This window comes from Bacillus infantis (assembly GCF_020171945.1).
GTDB lineage: Bacteria > Bacillota > Bacilli > Bacillales > Cytobacillaceae > Bacillus_AB > Bacillus_AB infantis_A.
The window spans coordinates 1-21,562 of the sequence record NZ_JAIVAP010000033.1; the positions used below are offsets into that span (position 1 = coordinate 1).

At 48.6% G+C, this 21,562-nt stretch carries 20 protein-coding genes; 5 read left to right on the forward strand and 15 right to left on the reverse strand.

Annotated elements, in window-relative coordinates:
* Positions 1-356 precede the first annotated feature (356 nt).
* Positions 357-1,154: an SDR family NAD(P)-dependent oxidoreductase gene (locus LCM00_RS24085; protein ID WP_224906732.1), complete on the reverse strand. Its 798-nt coding sequence runs from the start codon at positions 1,152-1,154 to the stop codon at positions 357-359.
* A 9-nt stretch (positions 1,155-1,163) separates the two neighbouring features.
* On the reverse strand, positions 1,164-2,129 hold the full coding sequence (locus LCM00_RS24090; protein WP_224906734.1) for an MBL fold metallo-hydrolase: 966 nt from the start codon (positions 2,127-2,129) through the stop codon (positions 1,164-1,166).
* A gap of 581 nt (positions 2,130-2,710) precedes the next feature.
* Between LCM00_RS24090 and proC the strand changes: the two genes are divergently transcribed.
* The 3 genes from proC to namA all read left to right on the forward strand — a co-directional run bounded on the left by proC (position 2,711) and on the right by namA (position 5,854).
* Complete coding sequence (gene proC / locus LCM00_RS24095; RefSeq protein ID WP_224906736.1) at positions 2,711-3,556, forward strand: pyrroline-5-carboxylate reductase; 846 nt, start codon at positions 2,711-2,713, stop codon at positions 3,554-3,556.
* 55 nt (positions 3,557-3,611) lie between these two features.
* Entirely contained in the window at positions 3,612-4,754 is a 1,143-nt protein-coding gene (locus LCM00_RS24100) for a glycosyltransferase (RefSeq protein WP_224906765.1), read from the forward strand.
* 83 nt (positions 4,755-4,837) lie between these two features.
* A complete protein-coding gene (gene namA / locus LCM00_RS24105; RefSeq protein WP_224906739.1) occupies positions 4,838-5,854 on the forward strand; it encodes an NADPH dehydrogenase NamA in 1,017 nt (338 codons plus the stop codon).
* 199 nt (positions 5,855-6,053) lie between these two features.
* Here the strand turns inward: namA and LCM00_RS24110 are convergent, their stop codons facing one another.
* The gene (locus tag LCM00_RS24110; protein ID WP_224906741.1) at positions 6,054-6,599 is read right to left on the reverse strand and encodes a histidine phosphatase family protein; all 546 of its coding nucleotides are present in this window, start codon (positions 6,597-6,599) and stop codon (positions 6,054-6,056) included.
* A 12-nt stretch (positions 6,600-6,611) separates the two neighbouring features.
* Positions 6,612-7,538, reverse strand: coding sequence for a ribonuclease Z (gene rnz / locus LCM00_RS24115; RefSeq protein WP_224906743.1), 927 nt, complete (start codon positions 7,536-7,538; stop codon positions 6,612-6,614).
* A gap of 459 nt (positions 7,539-7,997) precedes the next feature.
* Between rnz and zwf the strand changes: the two genes are divergently transcribed.
* Positions 7,998-9,467 (forward strand): glucose-6-phosphate dehydrogenase, encoded by a 1,470-nt coding sequence (gene zwf, locus LCM00_RS24120; protein WP_404802190.1) that lies wholly within the window; start codon positions 7,998-8,000, stop codon positions 9,465-9,467.
* A gap of 321 nt (positions 9,468-9,788) precedes the next feature.
* Here zwf and gndA read toward each other — a convergent pair whose 3' ends face one another.
* From gndA to mce, 6 genes are all read right to left on the reverse strand, one after another.
* Positions 9,789-11,195, reverse strand: a complete 1,407-nt coding sequence (gene gndA, locus LCM00_RS24125; RefSeq protein WP_224906747.1) for an NADP-dependent phosphogluconate dehydrogenase — start codon at positions 11,193-11,195, stop codon at positions 9,789-9,791.
* Between the two features lie 162 nt (positions 11,196-11,357).
* Positions 11,358-12,656 carry a DNA polymerase IV gene (locus LCM00_RS24130; protein ID WP_224906749.1) on the reverse strand — a complete coding sequence of 433 codons (1,299 nt, stop codon included), beginning with the start codon at positions 12,654-12,656 and terminating at the stop codon, positions 11,358-11,360.
* A 206-nt stretch (positions 12,657-12,862) separates the two neighbouring features.
* Positions 12,863-13,342 carry a chemotaxis protein CheW gene (locus tag LCM00_RS24135; RefSeq protein WP_224906751.1) on the reverse strand — a complete coding sequence of 160 codons (480 nt, stop codon included), beginning with the start codon at positions 13,340-13,342 and terminating at the stop codon, positions 12,863-12,865.
* A 156-nt stretch (positions 13,343-13,498) separates the two neighbouring features.
* Entirely contained in the window at positions 13,499-14,620 is a 1,122-nt protein-coding gene (locus LCM00_RS24140; protein ID WP_224906753.1) for a M20/M25/M40 family metallo-hydrolase, read from the reverse strand.
* 147 nt (positions 14,621-14,767) lie between these two features.
* The gene (locus LCM00_RS24145) at positions 14,768-16,318 is read right to left on the reverse strand and encodes an acyl-CoA carboxylase subunit beta (protein WP_224906755.1); all 1,551 of its coding nucleotides are present in this window, start codon (positions 16,316-16,318) and stop codon (positions 14,768-14,770) included.
* The gene (gene mce, locus LCM00_RS24150; RefSeq protein WP_224906757.1) at positions 16,315-16,731 is read right to left on the reverse strand and encodes a methylmalonyl-CoA epimerase; all 417 of its coding nucleotides are present in this window, start codon (positions 16,729-16,731) and stop codon (positions 16,315-16,317) included. The genes LCM00_RS24145 and mce overlap by 4 nt, the downstream gene beginning before the upstream one ends.
* A 142-nt stretch (positions 16,732-16,873) precedes the next feature.
* On the opposite strand from mce, the gene prli42 reads away from it, so the two are divergent.
* Positions 16,874-16,969, forward strand: a complete 96-nt coding sequence (gene prli42 / locus LCM00_RS24155; RefSeq protein WP_022544171.1) for a stressosome-associated protein Prli42 — start codon at positions 16,874-16,876, stop codon at positions 16,967-16,969.
* Positions 16,970-17,118: 149 nt separating this feature from the next.
* On the opposite strand, the gene LCM00_RS24160 is transcribed toward prli42, so the two are convergent.
* The 5 genes from LCM00_RS24160 to LCM00_RS24180 all read right to left on the reverse strand — a co-directional run bounded on the left by LCM00_RS24160 (position 17,119) and on the right by LCM00_RS24180 (position 21,168).
* Positions 17,119-17,643 carry a L,D-transpeptidase gene (locus tag LCM00_RS24160; RefSeq protein ID WP_404802191.1) on the reverse strand — a complete coding sequence of 175 codons (525 nt, stop codon included), beginning with the start codon at positions 17,641-17,643 and terminating at the stop codon, positions 17,119-17,121.
* A gap of 62 nt (positions 17,644-17,705) precedes the next feature.
* Positions 17,706-18,674, reverse strand: a complete 969-nt coding sequence (locus LCM00_RS24165) for an aromatic acid exporter family protein (RefSeq protein WP_224906761.1) — start codon at positions 18,672-18,674, stop codon at positions 17,706-17,708.
* Between the two features lie 157 nt (positions 18,675-18,831).
* Positions 18,832-19,554 (reverse strand): amino acid ABC transporter ATP-binding protein, encoded by a 723-nt coding sequence (locus LCM00_RS24170; RefSeq protein ID WP_009794988.1) that lies wholly within the window; start codon positions 19,552-19,554, stop codon positions 18,832-18,834.
* Positions 19,547-20,206, reverse strand: a complete 660-nt coding sequence (locus LCM00_RS24175; protein WP_224906768.1) for an amino acid ABC transporter permease — start codon at positions 20,204-20,206, stop codon at positions 19,547-19,549. Before LCM00_RS24175 ends, LCM00_RS24170 begins: the two co-directional genes overlap by 8 nt.
* A 158-nt stretch (positions 20,207-20,364) precedes the next feature.
* Positions 20,365-21,168 (reverse strand): transporter substrate-binding domain-containing protein, encoded by an 804-nt coding sequence (locus tag LCM00_RS24180; protein ID WP_224906763.1) that lies wholly within the window; start codon positions 21,166-21,168, stop codon positions 20,365-20,367.
* Between the last annotated feature and the right edge of the window lie 394 nt (positions 21,169-21,562).

Consider the following 21,562-nt stretch of genomic DNA (forward strand, 5'->3'; position numbering starts at 1 on the left):
GGCTTCCTTCAGATTCCACGTCACCGTGGACACCCTTGCCTTCAGCTAATGGTTCGCATATCCCAACGCCCATAGCGGACTTGCACCGCCTAGTTGATGAACATGCCCGGCACACAAAACAAACGGGACCCTCTGCTGGAGGGCCCTGTCTGTTTGGCGGAGAGCGGCCTTTTGACTTTTATTAGCAAGTTTTTCAGTTTATTAGCAACCTTTTTATTTTATTAGCAAGTTTTCCAGTATATTAGCAACTTTCCGGTTTTATTAGCAACTTCCCCAGTATATTAGCAACTCTGCAAAACTGGCAGGCACTATAACATGACTCTCCAAAAATGAGTACGGGACATATAACCCCGCACTCATTTTTTATTGAATGCCCGCCGGCCGGCCTTTTCAAAAAGGCGCGGGAAAAGGGCATAGATGGTGCTGCCGGCATTCATCCAGCGCGGAAGGTTGATTTCCCTGCGCCCGGTCAGCATGCTGTCCACCACTTTTTCTGCCACATAGCGCGGCTGCAGCATGAAACGCTGGACATTTTTCACATAAGTCCCTTTTTCATCTGCAATATTAAAGAAGTTAGTGGCAATCGGGCCCGGGTTGACTGCCGTCACATGCACCCCCAGATCGGCAAGCTCCATCCGGAGACTGTTCGAGTAGCCCAAAACTGCGTGCTTTGTGGCAGAATATACGCTCGATTTTGGCGTAGCGATCTTCCCTGCCTGGGATGCGATGTTTATGATATGCCCGCTCCTCCTGCTTCTCATAGAAGGCAGGACCATGCTCGTGCAGGCCATCAGCCCGATGACATTCACATCAAACATTCCCTTTATTTCCTCGATCGGCGCTTCGTGCGCTTCCCGGAAAACCCCGAAACCGGCATTGTTCACGAGAACATCGACATGTCCCCACTCGCCCAGGATCCGGGCGAAAACAGACTGGACCGCCTCTGCATCAGAAACATCCAACCGGTCTGTATTTACTTCAGCACCATAGCGGGTTCCAAGTGCACCGGCAATCTCCTCCAGCTTTTCCTGATTCCGCGCAAGAAGCCACAGCCTCGCTCCTCTTTCCGCGCAAAGGGCAGCCATTTCCGCTCCGATGCCTCCTGATGCCCCGGTGATGACAATATTTTTATCTCTAAGACGTCCTGACAGCAAAAAACCACCTCATTCAGCAATTGTATAAAAGAAGGCGCCGTCTTCCTCCTTGATAACAATTTCCCCTAAAGACTCCAAATAGTCAAGCTGGGCTACCGTCTCCGAGAGAGTCAGGGTGAATTCCCGCTCATAAACAGCCGGAAACAGCCTTTGGCATACTTGGAAGGCAGTAAGCGGCTCTTCCTCAAGCCATCCCTTGACCTGCATTGCCCGGTCATGCTGGCGGCCGAGTCTTTTTTCAATCAGCGGAGGAACTTCGCTCACTTCAGGTCCATGGCCCGAATACACAAGGCTGATAGGAATCTCCAGCAGCTTTTTCAGTGACTCATTATATTGAAGCATCGGCCTTGGACGTTCTGTTTCACCAGGAAGCGGGGGCTCGAGGAGGGGATTCGGAGAAATACTGGCAAGCAGATGATCTCCCCCGATGTAAGTGCCATCCTTTTCGCGGTACAGGCCTATATGGCTTTGTGCATGCCCCGGGGTTTCCACCACACTCCAGCCCGGCAGGCCTGGCGGTTCATCGCCTTCGCAGATCGAGCCGGTAAGAGAGCGGCTGCAGGAAAATCTAAGCGTTTTCTTCATCAGGGCAATGAATGGCAAATAAGCATCCGGAATGCCAAATTCGCGGAAAAGCCCCCTGTAAAAGCGGTCATGCATATCAAAAAAGGCCTCTGTCCTGTTCAGCCAGCGTTCATTTGAAGGATGTCCGTAAACCTCGAGTTCAGGGGAAAAATAATCAAGCAGGCCGGCATGGTCAGGATGGTGATGGGTGAGGATCACCTGTTCAATATCCTGCGGCTTCAGCTTCAGCTCCTTCAGCTGATGGTTCAGCGCTTCCCATGCTTCTTCTGTTTTGGGGCCGGCGTCCACCAAAGTCAGCCTGTCGCCTTTAATCAGGTAAACATTCACATCTCCCACCGGAAAAGGGGTGGGGATGATTAATTTCGCGATATCATTCTTCCATTCAGCCATTTTTCTTAACTCCTTGAAATTATATTTAAATAAAGTAATGGATATAAAAACACCGGCTTCTCCAGCAGCACCATCATTTCAGCGGAAAATAAACAGGGCTGCTGCCGGAAAAACACAGAATCTATGTATACTTTGGAAAATTGGCAGACAGTATATACTGTAAGTTTAACTTTATTCAAGGAAATTGTCATTATTTTCACATAACTTTTCTTGAGCGGTTAAAAAAATCATGATGAAAGCCTATTGACAGGGCCGCTCCTTTTCTTGCATAATCACAAAAACATCTTTTTTATAAAGAACGAAGCGTTGAATAGGGCCAGTAAATGGGAAATGGCGAAAGAGAGTGAAGCCCGCCGGCTGAAAGGCTTCACCGCCCGCTTGAACATTGAACCTACCTTATGAGCTGTCAGGAAAACCTGACGTCCCGTCCCGGCGTTAACGGGCGCTAAGCTGCACCAGACCTGGATCAATGACGGGCCTGGTGAATGAAGGTGGTACCACGGAAGCAAAGCCTTTCGTCCTTTACTGGACGGAGGGCTTTTTATTTTTAACGGACCAAAAACAGAAAGGATTTGATCACTATGAGGAAACTGGCGGTCATCGGGGCAGGATCCATGGCGGAAGCACTGATTGCAGGAATGATAGAAAACGGGCTTGTAAAAGCTGAGCGTATTTTTGTAACCAATAAAAGCAATGAGGAGCGGCTTGAAAGAATGGCAGGCACTTATGGGGTACACGCCACCCACAGCATGGAGGAGGTGCTGTCCGGAGCGGAAGCAGTCATCCTGGCCATGAAGCCAAAGGATGCGGCAGAAGCGATGGAGCGGCTTGTTCCTTATCTGAATGAAAGTATGCTGATCATTTCTGTCCTTGCCGGGGTGCCGATTGAGAGCATTGAAAGACTCTCCCGCCTCAAGCCTGCCATCATAAGGGCCATGCCTAATACATCTGCAGCTGTCTGCAAATCGGCCACAGCCCTGGCGGCAAACCTTAAAGCCACCCAGGAACAGGCCGCACTCGCCAGGGAAATTTTCGAGACCGTGGGGACGGCGGTATTTGTGGAGGAGGAACAGCTGGACGCAGTGACCGGCCTGTCGGGGAGCGGCCCTGCCTATATCTATTATTTAGCGGAAGCGATGGAGAAAAGCGCTGCCGAGGCCGGCCTTGACCAGCCGGTAGCAAAGGAGCTCATCATCCAGACACTGGCAGGCGCAGCGGCCATGCTAGCCCGCTCTGATAAAGATCCAGAAGAGCTGCGGAGGAATGTCACCAGCCCTGGAGGCACAACAGAGGCCGGGATCCGCGTGCTCGACAGCCATGGCGTCCAGGAGGCCTTCAGATTATGCATTAAAGAAGCTGCCCTTCAGTCCGGACGCCTTGGTGCAGCGATTACAGAGGAGCTGCGGCAGAAGAATAGCCAAAGTTGAACATCTCTCCCCCATTCCTTAAAATGGAGCCAAACACAGGGAGGAAGTGAAAGAAATGCTGGCCATTCTTCTGGCACTCTGCATCGTCATCTGGATATGCGCCATAGCTGATGCCTTTTGGGGCTTGCGGAGGCTAGACCGGCTTGAGGATGAAGAAGAGCTGGCTTCCGGCCCTCTTTTGTCAATTGTCACAGCAGCACGAAATGAAGCAGCCGTGATTGAAGAGAGCATCCGCACCCAGCTTGCACAAAATTACACACATGTCGAATGGATCCTTGTTAATGACCGGTCAGAGGATGGCACAGGTCTGATCATGGAAAAGCTTGCCCTGGAAGATGCAAGGGTCAGGGTGCTTCATATCAATGAACTGTCTGATGGCTGGCTCGGGAAAAACCATGCCCTCTGCAGAGGAGCAAGAATGGCAAAGGGAGATATACTCCTCTTTACTGATGCTGACGTGATATTCCGGAAAGATGCCATCGGCAGGGCACTTGCCTATTTCAGGCGCCATGGTCTGGATCATCTTACAGCAGCTCCGGCTTTAAAAGCACATAGCTTCTGGCTTAAAGCGTTCATCGGCTTTTTCCTTTTCGGTTTTTCCTATTATAAACGCCCCTGGCTGGCCAACAGGCCGGAGTCGAAAACGGGGATCGGGATCGGCGCCTTCAACCTTATTTGCAAAAAAGCTTACGAAGATGCCGGCACACACGAATCCATCCGGATGAGGCCGGATGATGACCTGATGCTCGGGATGCTGATGAAGCGTCTCGGGTACAGGCAGAAAATTGCTGCAGCGCTGGAACTGCTTGAAGTCGAATGGTATACAAGCCTGGGGGAAGCATTCAGGGGCCTTGAGAAAAATACATTCGCCGGCCTCCATTACCGGATCAGCATGGTGCTTTTGGCCATTGCCGGCACTTTCATTTCCCAGGTGCTTCCCTTCTTTGCCGTTTTTTCGCCAGATCGGCTTGTCATGGGGCTCAGTGCAGCAAACATCATTCTGCTGGGGTGCCTTTATACGATGATTTCAAACCGCATGACCCCCTTTTCGCCCGCCCTTTTTCTCGTTTTTCCGTTAACGGCGCTTCTTTTCATCTACAGCATCATGCGCGCGAGTTTCTTAACGTTTAAGAGGGGCGGCATCGTCTGGCGGGGTACAAAATACAGCCTGAAGGAGCTCCGCCAAGAAAATCAATAAGCGCGAGCGCTTTCTTTTTCCTTCCCTTCTGCCCCCTGCTATACTAAAAGTGTTTAGCTGCACGAAATAAGAAGGAGGCAATTATGGACACAAAGCTATTTTCTCCGTACACAGTGAAAGACGTCACACTAAAAAACCGCATCGTCATGGCGCCGATGTGCATGTATTCCAGCCATAATGAAGATGGAAAAGTAGAAAACTGGCATTTGACCCATTATACAAGCAGGGCTGTCGGACAGGTTGGCCTGATTATTGTAGAAGCGACCGCTGTAACGGCGCAGGGCCGCATTTCTCCCCAGGATCTCGGGATCTGGAGCGATGATCATATCGAGGGGCTGCTGCAGCTGACAGGCATGATGAAAGAACATGGCACCCGTGCCGGCATCCAGCTTGCGCATGCGGGCAGAAAAGCGGTGATCGATGGCGAAATCATTGCTCCATCTGCCGTGGCATTCAATGAAAAAATGAAAATGCCGAAAGAAATGACAAAAGAAGAGATTAAAGAGACGATTGATGCCTTCAAGGAAGGAGCTGTCCGTGCAAAGAAAGCCGGATTTGAGGTAATTGAAATCCATGCGGCCCACGGCTATCTGATCAATGAGTTTCTATCTCCCCTATCCAATCTCAGGGAAGATGAGTACGGCGGGATTGCAGAAAACCGCTACCGCTTCCTGAGGGAAGTCATCGACAGCATCCAGACTGTTTGGGACGGACCGCTCTTTGTGAGGGTATCAGCGAGCGACTACAATGAAAACGGACTTGATATCGAGGACTATGTAACGTTCGGGCGCTGGATGAAGGAGCAGGGCATCGACCTGATCGATGTAAGCTCCGGAGCACTCGTGCCGGCCCGCATTCACGCTTATCCCGGCTACCAGGTCAAATTCGCGGAAACCATCAAAAATGAAGCAGACATCCCGACAGGCGCCGTCGGCCTGATTACATCCGGCCTGCAGGCTGAAGAGATCCTGCAAAACGACAGGGCAGACCTCATCTTCATCGCACGTGAGCTGCTCCGCGATCCATACTTCCCAAAAACCGCAGCCAAACAGCTCGGCACCGAAATCGAACCCCCGAAACAATATGATAGAGGGTGGTAAGAAAAGCGGAAGCGGCTTGCCCAGAGCCGACAAGCATAAGACGCGGCAGAATAAAAGGCGTTCTTTGCCTTTAATTCTGCCGTGGCTTATGACTCGAGGCTCTAGCCGCTGGAGCTGGACAATAAGAAAAGCGGAGGGTGCTTGCCCTCCTCAGATACAAAAAGAGCGTGCAGCCCGCATATGGCTGTACGCTCTTCTTTCATTCTTCCGCCCAAATCCGCTCCAGCACATGTCCCTCGTCAGTGATGGCAATCCTGAAAACATCAGGATTGGACATCTTCATCAGCACATCATAGCCGCTCTGTTCATCGAAATATCTGAGCAGGAGCGTGCTAAGATTTCCGTGGCTGGCAAGCAGTATGTACTCCTCGGGGCGCTGGAGGGCTTCTTTTAAGATGGATGCAGCCCTTGCCATCCCCTCTTCCTGGGTTTCTCCGTCTTCAAAGCGAAGTGCGAAATCATCAAAGCTCTGCATAAGCTTATCCTGCCAGTCATCAAAATAGAGAGAACTCAGCACCCTTTCCCCAAGCCGGGAATCAGCAGAAACATCAAGCCCTTTAGACTCTGCAAGCGGCCCGACCGTCTCCAGCGCCCTGATGAATGGGCTTGAATAGATAAAATCAACAGGCTTGTCCTTAAAAAACCCGGCAAGCTTCACTGCCTGCTTTCTTCCCTCTTCAGTCAGCGTGGATTCAAACGGCTGGCCTTCGGCTTTGGCATGGCGGACGATATAAAGTGTCTTCAAGCTTTCTCCCCCTTACTTATTGACCGGGATATGGAATTCCTTAAAATCCTCTGCTATATCAGCAGCCGGGAACACAGCGCGCGCTTCATTAGTTAGCATTGCCCAGTCTGCTCTTTCATAGCGTGCACTGATATGTGTGAGGCACAATTTCTTTGCGTTGGCCTGTTTGGCTATTTCCGCAGCCTGCACGGTAGTGGAATGAAAATAGTCGCGTGCCATTGTTTCTTCGCCCGCCTGGAAGGTCGCTTCATGGACAAGCAGATCAGCATCTTTGGCAAGATTAAGGGCGTTTGCGCACATCCTTGTGTCACCCAGGATCGTGATGATCCTCCCTTTGATATCCGGACCGAGAAAATCCGCGGGATTCAGCACAGTGCCGTCCGCCAGTACAGCAGGAATTCCATTTTTGATATCCCTGTAAACCGGACCCGGCATGACTCCGGCATCCTTTAGCTTGTCAGCCTGGAGAGTGCCCGGTTTGTCTTTTTCCACGATCCTGTATCCAAGAGAAGGGATTCCATGGTCAAGAAGCTTTGCCTCCACTTTAAAATCCTCATCTTCAAAAACAACCCCCTCTTCTGCCTCAATAACCTTTAATGGATACTTCAAATAGGTCCCGCTCACCGAAAGGCTGATCTCAATATAATCTTTCAGACCCTTGGGCCCATACACCTCCACCTCTGTCTCGCCTCCCTGGAAGGAGCGGCTTGAAAGAAGTCCGGGAAGCCCGTATATGTGGTCGCCGTGCATATGGGTTATAAAAATCTTTTCAATTTTCCGGGGCTTCAGTGATGTATGCAGGATTTGATGCTGGGTAGCCTCGCCGCAGTCAAACAGCCAGACAGTCCCCCGCTCCTCCAGAAGCTTCAATGCCATTGAGGTAACATTTCTGAGCTTGGCCGGTATTCCTGCCCCCGTTCCTAAAAATAGTAAATCCACCCGTGCCCCCCCTTTACTTGGTGAAAATATGTCCACTTGCCGTTAAATCTCGTTTTTATAATCAACACTATATCATAAATGCCGGGAGAAAGGTCCTCCCCGTCTTCATCCCCATAAAATACGGATAGTTTTCCGCCCTGCTGCGGAAACTAATCAGGCAGCAGCCAAAGGCAGCGCTTTCGCAGGAGAAAGGCGCATATTATTTGCGATTTCATTGTGAAAGCTATAAAATTTTATACTTGTATGGGTGTTCTTTTAATGGAAGACTTTTTATAGCCTTTGTTTGTGTCAGGGGCTTCATCCCGGTTGCCAATCCAGTGAGCCTGCCGGCATAAAAAGAGCTTTTTTAAAGATAAATCCCGCTGCAGGCCTACAGCATAAGAACTTACATATATTGAAATTTTGTTGAAGAGAGGTTTATGTACCGTGAAACAGAACGAAAAACCAACAGGATTAATCATGATTTTCGGAGCTACCGGCGACCTTGCCAACCGTAAACTGTTCCCTTCCCTTTACAGGCTTTTTGAAAAGGGAAATCTTTCAGAGCGTTTTGCTGTCGTAGGAGTTGCAAGAAGACCGCTTTCCAACGAGGAATTTCAGGAAAATGTAAAAAATTCCGTTCAGTCTGCGATAAAGGACAGCACCAGGCTGGATGAGTTTGCATCTCATTTTTACTATCACTCACATGATGTAACAGATTCAAGCTCATATCTAGCTTTAAAGTCAATGGCTGAAGATCTTGATACTACTTATGGCCTGGAAGGCAACCGTATTTTCTATCTGGCCATGGCACCGGAATTCTTCGGCACCATTGCTGTTCATCTGAAGCAGGATGGCTTGACCGAAACAGACGGATTTAAGCGCCTTGTCATTGAAAAGCCGTTCGGTCATGATCTTGAGTCTGCCAAAGAACTGAACAGCCAGATCAGGCATGCTTTTTCTGAAGACGAAATTTACCGGATTGACCATTACCTTGGTAAACAAATGGTCCAGAATATTGAGGTAATTCGTTTTGCCAATGCGCTGTTTGAGCCGCTCTGGAACAACCGCCATATTTCCAATATCCAGGTGACATCAAGCGAGGTCCTTGGGGTAGAAGAGCGCGGCCGCTATTACGAAAAGAGCGGGGCCTTAAGAGATATGGTCCAGAACCATATGCTGCAAATGGTGGCACTGCTTGCGATGGAGCCGCCGATCCGTTTGACGACAGATGAGATCCGCTCAGAGAAAGTAAAGGTCCTCCGTGCGATGCGTCCGCTTGAGGGCGAAATGGTCCATGAGCATTTCGTGCGCGGCCAGTATGGCAAAGGCCAGCTTGACGGCGAAAAAGTGCCGGGATACCGCGAGGAACCGATGGTAGACAGCGAGTCCAATACCGAAACTTTTGTGGCAGGAAGATTGACTATCGACAACTTCCGCTGGGCCGGCGTACCGATCTACATCAGAACCGGAAAGAGGATGGCCGTAAAGTCAACGAAGATTGTCATCCAATTCAAGGATATACCGATGAACTTGTACTATGAAACAGGACAGACAGTCAATCCGAATCTGCTGATCATCCACATCCAGCCTGATGAAGGAATCACGCTTCACCTTAATGCCAAAAAGTCAGGAAACCAGCTTGAAGCGAATCAGGTGAAGCTGAACTTCTCGAATAAAAGCGGAAGCGGCATTAACACGCCTGAAGCATATGAGAAGCTTCTGTATGACTGCATGAGGGGCGATGCCACTAACTTTACCCACTGGGATGAGGTTGCATTATCCTGGAGCTTCGTGGACAAAATTTCCGAGGTATGGGAAAACCATAAAGCGGAAAACTTCCCTAACTATGAAGCCGGGACAATGGGGCCTAAAGAAGCAGACCAGCTGCTTGAAAAAGAAGGATTCTCCTGGTGGCCTGTGGCAGACTTAGACGTTGATAATTGCTAAAAGAAATGCGGAGGTGGCTTGCCCAGAATTAAAGAACGCAGGCTAAAAACGCCACGTCCTGTGGCAACGCCTGCATGACCCGCATCCTGCGGGCCCAGCATAAGACGAGCAGGACGGAAGGTTGTTCTTTAACCTTCTGGCCTGATTGGCTTATGACTCGAGGCTCTAGCCGCCGGAGCTGGACTATACGAATTGCGGAGGCGACTGTACAGGCGCACCCTGCATATAACTCCAAATAATAGATGAGCCCCTTCCGAAAAACCGGAGGGGGCTCATCTGCATACAAAAGCCGCCTCATCCAGGCGGCTTTTCGCATATAATTTAAATCCAGTTTGTATGGAACGTGCCTTCTTTGTCGGTACGCTGATACGTATGGGCCCCAAAATAATCCCGCTGTGCCTGGAGAAGATTGGCCGGCAGTGTTTCAGTCCGGTAGCTGTCATAGTAAGAGAGCGCCGCTGAGAAGCATGGAACCGGGATCCCGTTCTGTACGGCAGCGCCAATGATTTCCCGCAAGGCAGCCTGGTAGCTCTCGGCAATTTCCTTGAAATACGGGTCAAGCAATAGATTCTTAAGACCTGGTTCTCTGTCATAGGCTTCTTTGATTTTCTGCAGGAACTGGGCGCGGATGATGCAGCCTCCGCGGAAGATCATGGCGATATCGCCATATTTCAAGTCCCAGCTGTATTCATCGGATGCCGCCCGCATCTGGGCAAATCCCTGTGCATAAGAACAGATTTTGCTCATATATAGTGCTTTGCGGACAGACTCAATGAATGCTTCCCTGTCTCCTTCAAAGGGCTTAGCTTCAGGTCCCTTCAGAAGCTTGCTCGCATGGACACGCTCCTCCTTCATGGCGGAAATGAAGCGCGCAAAGACGGACTCGGTGATAATCGGAAGCGGGACCCCCAGATCAAGAGCGCTTTGGCTTGTCCATTTACCTGTGCCCTTTTGGCCTGCTGTATCAAGGATAACATCCACTAGCGGCTTGCCTGTTTCCTCATCCTTTTTTGTAAATATATCTGCTGTAATCTCAATCAGATAGCTGTCAAGCTCGCCCTTATTCCAGTCTGCAAAGACAGTGTGCAGCTCTTCCGCCGACAAGCCGAGTACATTTTTAAGAAGAAAATAAGATTCGGAGATCAGCTGCATGTCTCCATACTCGATTCCATTATGGACCATCTTCACATAATGTCCTGCCCCATCCGGGCCTATGTACGTTGTACACGGCTCGCCATTCACTTTTGCAGAGATATCCTTAAAGATCGGTGCGACGAGGTCATAGGCTTCCTTTTGCCCGCCAGGCATGATTGACGGCCCTTTCAGTGCGCCCTCTTCTCCTCCGGAAACCCCGGTTCCGATAAAATGGATGCCAAGCTCGCTCAGCTCTTTATTTCGCCGCTGTGTATCGGCGAAAAAGGTGTTTCCGCCATCTATCAGTATATCGCCTTTTTCAAGATGTGGCTTAAGCTGTTCAATCGTTGCGTCCGTAGGGCCGCCCGCTTTGACCATCAGCATGATTTTCCGCGGCTTTTCAAGGGAATTGACAAACTCTTCAATAGAGTAGGTTCCTGTAATATTCTTCCCTTCGGATTCTCTGAGCATTTCTTCCGTTTTTTCGGATGATCTATTGTAGACAGAAACAGCGTATCCCCTGCTTTCAATGTTCCAGGCAAGGTTTTTTCCCATAACGGCAAGGCCGATAACTCCTATTTCCTGTTTAGTCATTTTATTCTCCCTTTCTGCTTCTGAAGCTGGTTTCTACTGCCGGCAAGCCGTTCCCCAGGAAGGCTGCTGCCAATAATAATGTCTCAAAACGGCAAAAGGAATGCAACTAATCAAACTTGGACTTTCCCTTCTTAGTTTGACGTTCCATTCCTTTTATAAACATTATTCGTGATCTTTTTGAGCCGGATGGTGGATTTGGCGTTTTCCCGTACCCTGGAGGAAATCTTTATTGAAGCTGGTATCTGTCCCAATTACAGGTTTGTCCGCCTCATCGCCCGCAGCTCCGGCAAGGTCGATGATTTTATCCCCGAATTTGGTCCGCAGATCGGCCAGGGTTTTGAAAAGCGGCTCTTTCCTGGCCTCTTTTTCATAAGAAAATAAATCAAGCTGGCGGACAGCCTGGTCCTGTTCCACAAGTTCCTGAGCCGTAACCCCGAGGAGGCGGACGGGATCTCCATTCCAATGCTTAATGAACAGCTTCCGGCTGAAAGCAGCCAGATCTTCCTTTAAGCTGACAGGGTTATCCAGCTTCCGGCTCCTTGTAATTGTCTTTCTGTCTTTATAGCGGATGGTGATGCCCAGCGCTGATGCATATACCTTCTTTTTCTTCAGGCGGACAGCTACCTTTTCCGACAGCATATCAAGCACCTTAAAGAGCTCCTGCTGGTTGGACACATCCCTTGGAAGCGTAGTAGAATTTCCGACACTTTTAAATTCAGCTGCAGACTCCGGGTCTACCGGCCTGCGGTCGATCCCATTCGCCCTCTCTTTCAGGCGCTGGCCATTGATTCCAAGCAATCCTTTAAGCTGGAGCTCGTTTGCTTCCGCAAGGCCGCCGATTGTCTCAATATTGAGGGTGCGCAGCTTCTCGCCTGTCTTTTTGCCGACCCCATGCATTTCCTCCACAGGCATTGGCCAAAGGATATTCCTGATATCGCGTTTCCGCAGCACGGTGATGCCCATCGGTTTCTTCATATCAGAAGCCATCTTTGCAAGAAATTTATTGGGGGCCACCCCTATGCTGCAGGGCAGATCAAGCTGATCGAGTATCTGCTTCTGGATGCTCCCGGCAATTTCAAGCGGTGCTCCATACTCATAGCTCTCTGTGATATCGACATAACCTTCATCGATGGAGACCGGCTCAACAAGCCCGGAATACTGGCTAAGGATATTGAACATTCCCATAGAGGCAGCACGGTACCGTTCAAAATTCGGCGTCATAACGATCAGCTGCGGGCACAGTTTTTTGGCCTCCCATAAGGGCATTGTTGTCCTGACACCGAACTTTCTTGCTTCATAGCTGCATGTGACGATTATTCCCCTTCGCTCTTCTGCATTTCCCGCAATTGCCAGAGGCTTCCCTTTCAGCTCAGGATTATAGGCCATTTCGACTGAAGCATAGAAGCTGTTCATATCGACGTGCAAAATGACCCGCCCGTTCTTTGGATATAGTTCTCTCATGCCTCTGCACTTCCCTGACTTAATGATAGTTTTATTTTATCAAAATTCCGCACTCAAGGCTAAGAAAGCAAAAGGGCCTGCAGCAGCAGGCCCTTCCAGAAATGCGCAAGCGCCTTTACCCCTTAAGGAACGAGGGGGCAGGCGCAGCTGCCAGACAGTAATAACATCGAAAAAGATGTATACTTACTTATCTTTGATAGAAAAGCTTAGACGGTTTCTTCTTTCCTTTCTTTCATAAACTCTTTGATTTCGCGGATTCCTTCAAGCGATTGTACAAGCCTGAGAGGATCGATGATAGTGATGAGCCTGCTGTCCAAAGCAGCTACCCCGCTGAAGTAGGTAGTTTTCTGATAGGCAGCCAGTCCCATCTCCTTAATGGCTTCTTTTGGTATGTTGATAATTTCCTTGGCCTCGGCTACCGAAGCCCCAAGGGAAAGCTCTTCTGTCTGCAGCACAATCATCCTGGCTGCATCAGAATCTGCCTGCCTGCGGTCATAGAGAATACGCTCAAAATCAATGACAGGAATCAATTCACCCCTGACCTTTGAAATTCCCTTCACATATGCCGGGAGATGAGGTATCGGTGTGATATCCTCTGCCTTTTCGATGGAAATAACGAATTCTATCGGGATCGCATATTCTTCTTTGCCCACCTGAAACACAATCATTTTTTTATTTTCATCCATTGCTTTTTGTCCCTCCGTCCGCTAAAAGTCCCTGGCGTCTATGTATATCTATTACAAATATACCATATTTTTTACGACCCCGGGGGCTAACAGTGTAAAATGTGCCTCAGGTAAAAAAGAAAAAAAGAGAGGACCCGCAGGCCCTCCCGAAGATAATTAATTGCCGGAAACTTCATTGATGATTGCTACAACCATTTCCCCAAGCTTGTTCAGTTCTTCAACCGGCATGCGTTCATTGGTTGTATGGATTTCCTCATAGCCTACAGCCAGGTTGACTGTCGGGATGCCGAAGCCGGCAATCACATTCGCGTCACTGCCCCCGCCGCTATGGAGAAGTTCGCTGCTGCGGCCGATTTTTGCTGCAGCTTTCTTTGCAACTTCCACCACATGATCCCCTTCTCCATATTTGAAGCCTGGGTACATAACCTGGATTTCGACATCGGCTTTGCCGCCCATTTCTTCTGCTGCGCTTTCAAACGCTTCCTTCATCTTGGCTGCCTGTGCTTCCATCTTTTCGCCAATAAGGGAACGGGCTTCAGCCAGGATGTCAACTCGGTCGCAAACAATATTCGTCTGCTGGCCGCCTTCAAATCTGCCGATATTGGCTGTCGTTTCCTCATCAATGCGTCCAAGCGGCATACGCGCAACTGCTTTTGCTGCGATGGTGATGGCAGAAACACCTTTCTCAGGTGCCACACCGGCATGAGCTGTTTTGCCTTGGATAACTGCTTTCACCTTTGCCTGTGTCGGAGCAGCTACAATAATATTTCCAACCCTGCCGTCGCTGTCGAGCGCATAGCCGAACTTTGCCTTCACAAGGGAACGGTCAAGCGCCTTCGCTCCGACCAGACCTGACTCCTCGCCGACTGTGATGATGAACTGGATGGTCCCATGCTCAATGTTCTGTTCTTTAAGAACCCTGACTACCTCCAGCATAACCGCAAGTCCGGCTTTATCATCAGCACCAAGGATGGTAGTTCCGTCAGTCACCACATAACCGTCTTCAATTGACGGCTTGATGCCCTTCCCGGGAACGACAGTATCCATATGGGAAGTAAAATAAATGGTATCAACCCCATCTTTTGTGCCTTCAAGCGTGCAAATCAGATTGCCGGCTCCATGTCCTGTTTCAGCAGTCGTATCGTCCTCAAAAACATCGACTCCAAGATCAGTGAATTTTTTTTTCAGGACTTTGGCAATTTCTGCTTCATGCTTTGTTTCAGAATCTACCTGGACAAGCTCCAGGAATTCATTTAGTAAACGCTCCTGATTGATCATAATTAAAACCTCCAATATGTATGCGTACTAACTTAGTATACCGCTCACATCATTCAACAGCAACCGGAGAGCCTGCCTGCGGAGAGGGATGCAGACTGGTTCTATATGAAAAAAGGAAGGGCAGAATGCCCCTCCAATCAACAGCACTTATAAGGGGATATTCCCATGCTTTTTGGCAGGCCGCGACTCCTTTTTATTCCGGAGCATCTCAAGCGCCTGAATCAGTTTGATCCTCGTATCCCGGGGATCAATGACATCATCCACCATGCCGCGGCTGGCAGCCACATAAGGATTGGCGAACTTTTCGCGGTATTCCTCGATTTTCTGTTCCCTGACTGCTTCGGGATTACTGCTCCCCTGGATTTCGCGGGCAAAAATGATGTTGGCTGCCCCTTGAGGGCCCATGACCGCAATTTCTGCATTTGGCCAGGCAAACACAAGATCTGCGCCGATGGATTTGCTGTTAAGGGCAACATAGGCGCCGCCATAGGCTTTCCGGAGGATAACGGTCAGCTTTGGAACAGTCGCCTCAGAATAGGCATAAAGGATCTTGGCTCCATGCCTGATGATTCCTCCATGCTCCTGCTTGATGCCCGGGAAGAAACCGGTTACATCTTCAAAGGTAATGAGCGGAATGTTGAACGAATCGCAGAAGCGGATAAATCTTGAAGCCTTATCGGAAGAATCAATATCAAGCCCGCCTGCCATTACCTTGGGCTGATTGCAGACAAGCCCGACTGGTTCGCCTTTGATCCTCGCCAGCCCGACAACAATATTCCTGGCAAAATCCTGCTGTACCTCCATGAACGAGCCTTCATCCACAATCTGTTCTACTACTTTGCGGACATCATAAGGCCTCAGGCTGTCAAATGGGATGCAGTCAGTCAGATCAGGCCGGTAATCGTCCTCTTCATCTGCTGAAAGCCGCGGCGGCTTTTCCTCGCTGTTCTGGGGAAGATAGCTGAGAAGCCTTCTTACCTGCTGGAGGACTTCCTCTTCTGTCCCGCCCATGAAGTGGGCATTGCCGCTTATTGAATTATGTACCTCTGCGCCGCCAAGGTCTTCTGAAGAAATTTTTTCGCCTGTGACGGTCTCAATCACTTTCGGGCCGGTGATGAACATTTGGCTCGTTTTTTCGACCATAAAAACAAAGTCTGTTATGGCTGGCGAATAAACGGCACCCCCTGCACATGGGCCCATAATGACAGAAAGCTGCGGAATCACGCCAGAATAAATGCTGTTGCGGTAGAAAATATGGCCATAGCCGTCAAGCGACACAACCCCTTCCTGGATCCTTGCCCCTCCTGAATCATTCAGCCCGATGAAGGGAGCGCCGTTTTTGGCAGCAAGATCCATTACATTGGCGATTTTCTTTGCGTGCATCTCGCCAAGCGCGCCGCCAAATACGGTGAAGTCCTGGGAGAATAAGTAGACAGGCCGGCCGTTTACCTTTCCATAACCTGTAACAACTCCGTCTCCCGGCCCCTTTGCCCTGTCAAGGCCAAAATCAGTCGATCTATGCTCAATAAAGGGATTCAGTTCCACAAAGGTTCCTTCGTCCAGCAGAAGGTCGATCCGCTCCCTGGCAGTAAGCTTCCCTTTCTCATGCTGCTTCTCTATCCGCTCGTCGCCTCCGCCCAGTTCCACCTCCCGGCGCCGGTCGTACAGCTCATTGATTTTCTCATAGATGTCCGTCATGCTTCTTCCAGTCCTTTCTTCTCGCAGAATTCATAAAGTACGCTTCCGGATGACTTCGGATGGATAAACGCCACCTTCGCACCGCCTGCGCCTTTCTTTGCTTCGTCATTGATCATTCTGATGCCTTTTTCTTTTATCTCTGCTATTCTTTCATTGATAGAGTCCACACCCAATGCAATATGGTGGATGCCTTCCCCCCGCTTCCCGATGAATTTCGCTATTGGGCTACCTTCACCAAGAGGCTCGAGAAGCTCAAGCTTTGCATTTCCCGCATGAAGGAATGCCACCCTAACCTGCTCAGATTCGACATCTTCCACACCAAGCAGCTCGAGGCCGAGCACGTCTGTATAAAATGGAAGAGCACTGTCAAGCGAGCTGACAGCGATTCCAATATGATCCACTTTGTTAATCATTTATGAACCCCCCTGCTTGCATAATACTCTTAATATTCGATAAAAATGTCGAAATTCCTTCAAATATTGAGCGGTTGTTCATTTAGAGTTTTCTTAGTAGAATAGAGTAATAGATTAGAATGTCAGAAGGAGGGGCTCCTGCTTGTCTAATAAAAAATTCCGCAAGATCATCGTTTATTTAATGATTTTTGCCATGCTCGCATCCACCCTTGCTGTTGGTGCAGCCATGTTTTTATAGAAACGAAAAAAGGACCGCCTTATGGCGGTCCTTTCAAATTATAGATAGCTTCAATGAAATTTAAGCTTTACCATCATTTCTTTTGGTAATGAGAATGTTGATTTCCGTTCCAGGCACTTCACTTTCTTATTTTAAGAATTTTACTGCTTTTAAGGCCATACTGTATTCAGCTCGCTGATGGCACCGTATTCTTTTCCCAGCTCTTCAAAGCTTTGCCCGGTTGATACAACCAAAACTTTAGTTCCGATTGGAATGATTTCATACAGGGACTCAATTGCTTCATTCTGCATACGGACACAGCCGGAGGAGACATATTTGCCGATGGACCCCGGATCATTTGTGCCGTGTATCCCGTAAATCCGCCCGTCCGTCTCCTCAGCATCGAAGCCGATCCATCTTGATCCGAGAGGATTTTCAGGCGAACCGCCAGGAATGTTTTTTCTCCTGTAATAAGGCTCCTTCGCCTTGACCGTTACAGTAAAAAGTCCCTCTGGCGTCAAATCAGCCGTCTTGCCGGTGGCAGCGCTTATAACTGTCTGGACCCTGTTTTCATCAACAAGCGCAAGCTCATTCGTCTGTTTATTGATGATAACGAAAGGGTCTCCTGGAAGGGGATTGGGACCGATCGGCCAGATTGGAGAAAGAGAAAAGGATAGTGCAAGGACCGAAAGCATTTTAAACATCCATTTCACCAGCCTGTATCATTTTTGAATAGCATCTGCCGGCTGGCCAAGTATTATGCACTTTTCTCTTTTCTCAATCCTTTGAAGGAGCTTTTGATGACCAGATATTGTTCCATTTCTTTGACGAAATGCAGGAGCGCCGCACGCGCTTCAAACTCCTCCCTTGTTCTTGGAAGGTCGCTCTCTTCGAAAGAAAGTTTCATCCGCAGCAGCTTTTCCAGATACACGATCGCTGTATTGCCGGGATGGATATTGTCTGAAAGCTCTTCAATGAAATCAGCGACAATCTCTCCCTGCTCCACAGTAAGGCCGATCGATGTAACGGTCGGCAGCACCCTTTCAATGATTTCAAATTGCTTTTCCCTCATTTTAAAATAATGGTAGTAGGAGTTTTCATTGCGCAGGAAGTGATTCTCAACATCCCTGAAAGCAAGGGTTTCGGCTTCCGAGATCAGCCTCTCTGTGACGGTGATTTCCCTGCCGTCCCAGTCGCTTTCATTGGTTCGGAGATAGATGATGATTTCATCAAATATCTTTTTGAAGTTTTCTTCAATCTGAAGCTGATATTTTTCAAGCTTTCTGTCAAGGCTTGGCATATACAGATTCGCCAGCAGCGCCACTCCTATCCCGACAGTGATGATTCCAAGTTCATTCAAAAGCAGGCTGCCAGTAACCTCGCCGGCAGAATAAATATGCAGGGTGATTACACTGCTTGACACCACCCCTTCACTTGCCTTCAGCATCACAGCCGTGGGGATGAAGAATAACAGCAGCAGCCCGATGACAGCCGGATGATAAGCAATGCCTTCAAAAAACACAGTGGAAAAAATCATGGCAAGCAGGCAGGCAAGGAATCTCGCCCAGGAAGCTGTCAGCGACCTTTTTTTTGTCACCTGGATGCATAAAATCGTCAGTATTCCTGCAGATACAAAGTTATTAAGCCCAAGCATTTGTGCAATGATAATGGAAACAGCTGTCCCGGCAGCAGTTTTAATCGTTCGGTATCCTATTCTGAATTTCATATCATGCACTCCTATACATGTGCAGCCATTCAGCAGTTATGAAAATCCCTGCAGGCTGCAAATAAACTTATGTAAAGCCTCCCCGGGATGCCATGGGAAAAGCCGGCCAATTGAAAAAGAAGATGATCTGGGATCACCTTCTTCCTAATTATACGTTTTAAAGCACTTTTTGCAAGAAGTCTCTTGCCCTCGGACTTTTGGGGCTTGAGAAAAACTCTTCCGGAGGAGAATCCTCTACGAGAACCCCGCCATCCAGAAAGAGGACCCGGTCTGCCACTTCCTTGGCAAAGCCCATTTCATGGGTTACGATCACCATGGTCATCCCGCTGTGAGCAAGGGATTTCATGACGTCCAGCACTTCCTTGACCATTTCGGGATCCAGGGCAGATGTCGGCTCGTCAAACAGCATCATGTCCGGCTGCATAGCCAACGCCCTGGCAATGGCCACCCTCTGCTTTTGTCCCCCTGAAAGGCGGTTCGGATATTCATTCGCCTTCTCTGAAAGGCCAACCTTCTGCAAAAGCCCGGTGCCGATTTTTTCAGCTTCCTGCTTGGAAACTCCTTTTACTTTCATCGGGGCATATGTGAGATTCTCCAGTGCTGTCATATGCGGGAACAGGTGGAAGTGCTGAAAAACCATGCCTACTTCCTGCCTCACCTTCATAATATCCGTTTTCCGGCCGGTTACTTCCTCTTTGCCGATGAATATCCTGCCGTCCGTCGGCTGCTCAAGCAGATTCAGGCACCGCAGAAATGTTGATTTCCCGGAGCCGGAAGGGCCGATGACCGCCACCACTTCACCATCCTGGACCGTTGTGCTGATCCCTTTCAGCACCTCCAGGCTGCCGAAATTTTTATGCAGATTCTCTACTTTAATCACTTCGCCTCATCCTCCTTTCAACCGCTTTGCCGATGATCGTCAATGTGATGACCATTAGATAATAAATCAGGCCAGCAATCAGAAGAGGCTCAAAGAAGGAATATTTCTGGGCGCCAACCTGATAGGAACGGCGCATAATATCCATGACTCCTATCGTTGTTACGATCGCTGATTCCTTCGTAAGTGTGATAAATTCATTCATGAGGGCTGGAAGGATGTTTTTCAGCGCCTGCGGGAGGATGATATCCCACATCATCCTTTTATAAGGAATTCCAAGGGCCATGGATGCTTCCCGCTGCCCTTTGTCCACCGCCAGTATCCCGGCTCTGATCACCTCAGATATATAGGCTGCAGAATTGAGCCCGAAAGACAGCACTGCCGCTGCATACGGCTCTATCTGGAAGCCGATGATCTGGGGAGAACCATAATAAATGAGCATCAATTGGAGCACCAGCGGCGTTCCTCTAAAGATGGAGGTATACGCATCCGCCAGCCAGCCAAGATACTTTAAAGAGCTTATCTTAAATAATGCAAGGATAATTCCGAGTGCAAAGCCAAGAAGGCCAGCAAGCAGTACAATCTGCAGGGTAACGCCAATCCCTTTTAATATATATGGCATTGACGGAATAAACTGAGCAAAATCCAAATTCATAACCTGTCTCATTCCTCTCTTTCTGAGGCGCATTCAATGGCAGCCTGCTTATCTTAGGCAGCTTGTCCATTCGGTACGCTTGCCTGGACTGATAGGCTGTCCATTCCAGCGGATGCAAAATGTCCAGCAGGAATTCCTGCTGAACATCCGCCACAAAATCACTCTTCTCCGCCAAACCATTTCAGTACTAATTCTTCAAGCTCGCCGCTGTCCTTCATTTCCTGAAGGGCTTTGTTGAAATCGTCTGTCAGCTCGCTGTCCTTCGGAAGGGCAATAGCAGATCCAAGCTCCTCTTCATCTTCAATGACAAATCCATTGAGATCTTCATTTGATTCAAAATAGCCTGTTGCTACTGTGTCTTCAATAATGGCAGCATCAAAGCGGCCGGTCATCAGCTCCTGAACAATCTCAGGGATACGGTTGCGGTTTTCAACTTTGATATCAATCTCTTCAGCAATGTCGTTTGCCTTCCCTTCCTGGATGGATCCCAGCTGGACGCCGACTGTCTTGCCTTTTAGATCCTCAAGCTTTTCAATCCCGCTGTCCTTCTTTGTCACAATCATATGTCTCGCAGTGTAGTAGATATCTGTAAAGTCAACATTCTTTTTGCGGTCTTCAGTCGGAGACATCCCAGCCAATACAATATCAACCTGGCCGGATTTCAGCGCTTGAACGAGCCCGCTGAATTCAATATCCTCAACCTGAACTTTATAGCCAAGCTTTTCTGCCAATGCATTTGCAAGATCAACATCGAAACCGATGATGTCATCGCCTTTTGCTGTATCAATGTACTCGAATGGCGGATAATCAGCCGATGTACCCATAATCAGCACCTTTTCATCATCAGAGCCAGAATCGCCCGCTTCCCCGCCGCTTGAAGCCGGCTGTTCACTTGCCCCGCAGGCTGCCAGGATTCCAGCTGCCAATATACTTACCAAAAACAGCAACATACTCTTCTTCATTTTACTTTCCTCCTATAATTTTTAGAAAATTAATTATTTTCATAATTAGTAGTATTTTATAGTGTTATATCCTTCTATTTCAAGTAAAAACACTAAGTTAATACATATTCACTACAATGAATTTTAACACATATTAATATTTATGCAATAATATAATTAAATATAAATATATTTTTCGACTTGATTAATGTTATTTAATAAAAGTTTTATAGAGTTTATCCAGAAGAAATCAAGATTAGCCGGTTTACTGCACAAAAAAACCCCCTGCACTCAGCGAGGCCACTGAAAATCTACCCATTTTTCAACTCTTAACATGACTTAAAACAAAAAAGCCAGATTACCTTCCCTATTTTGGTCGGTAAACTGGCTTTTTTAATCATTTTTTATCCTTTTT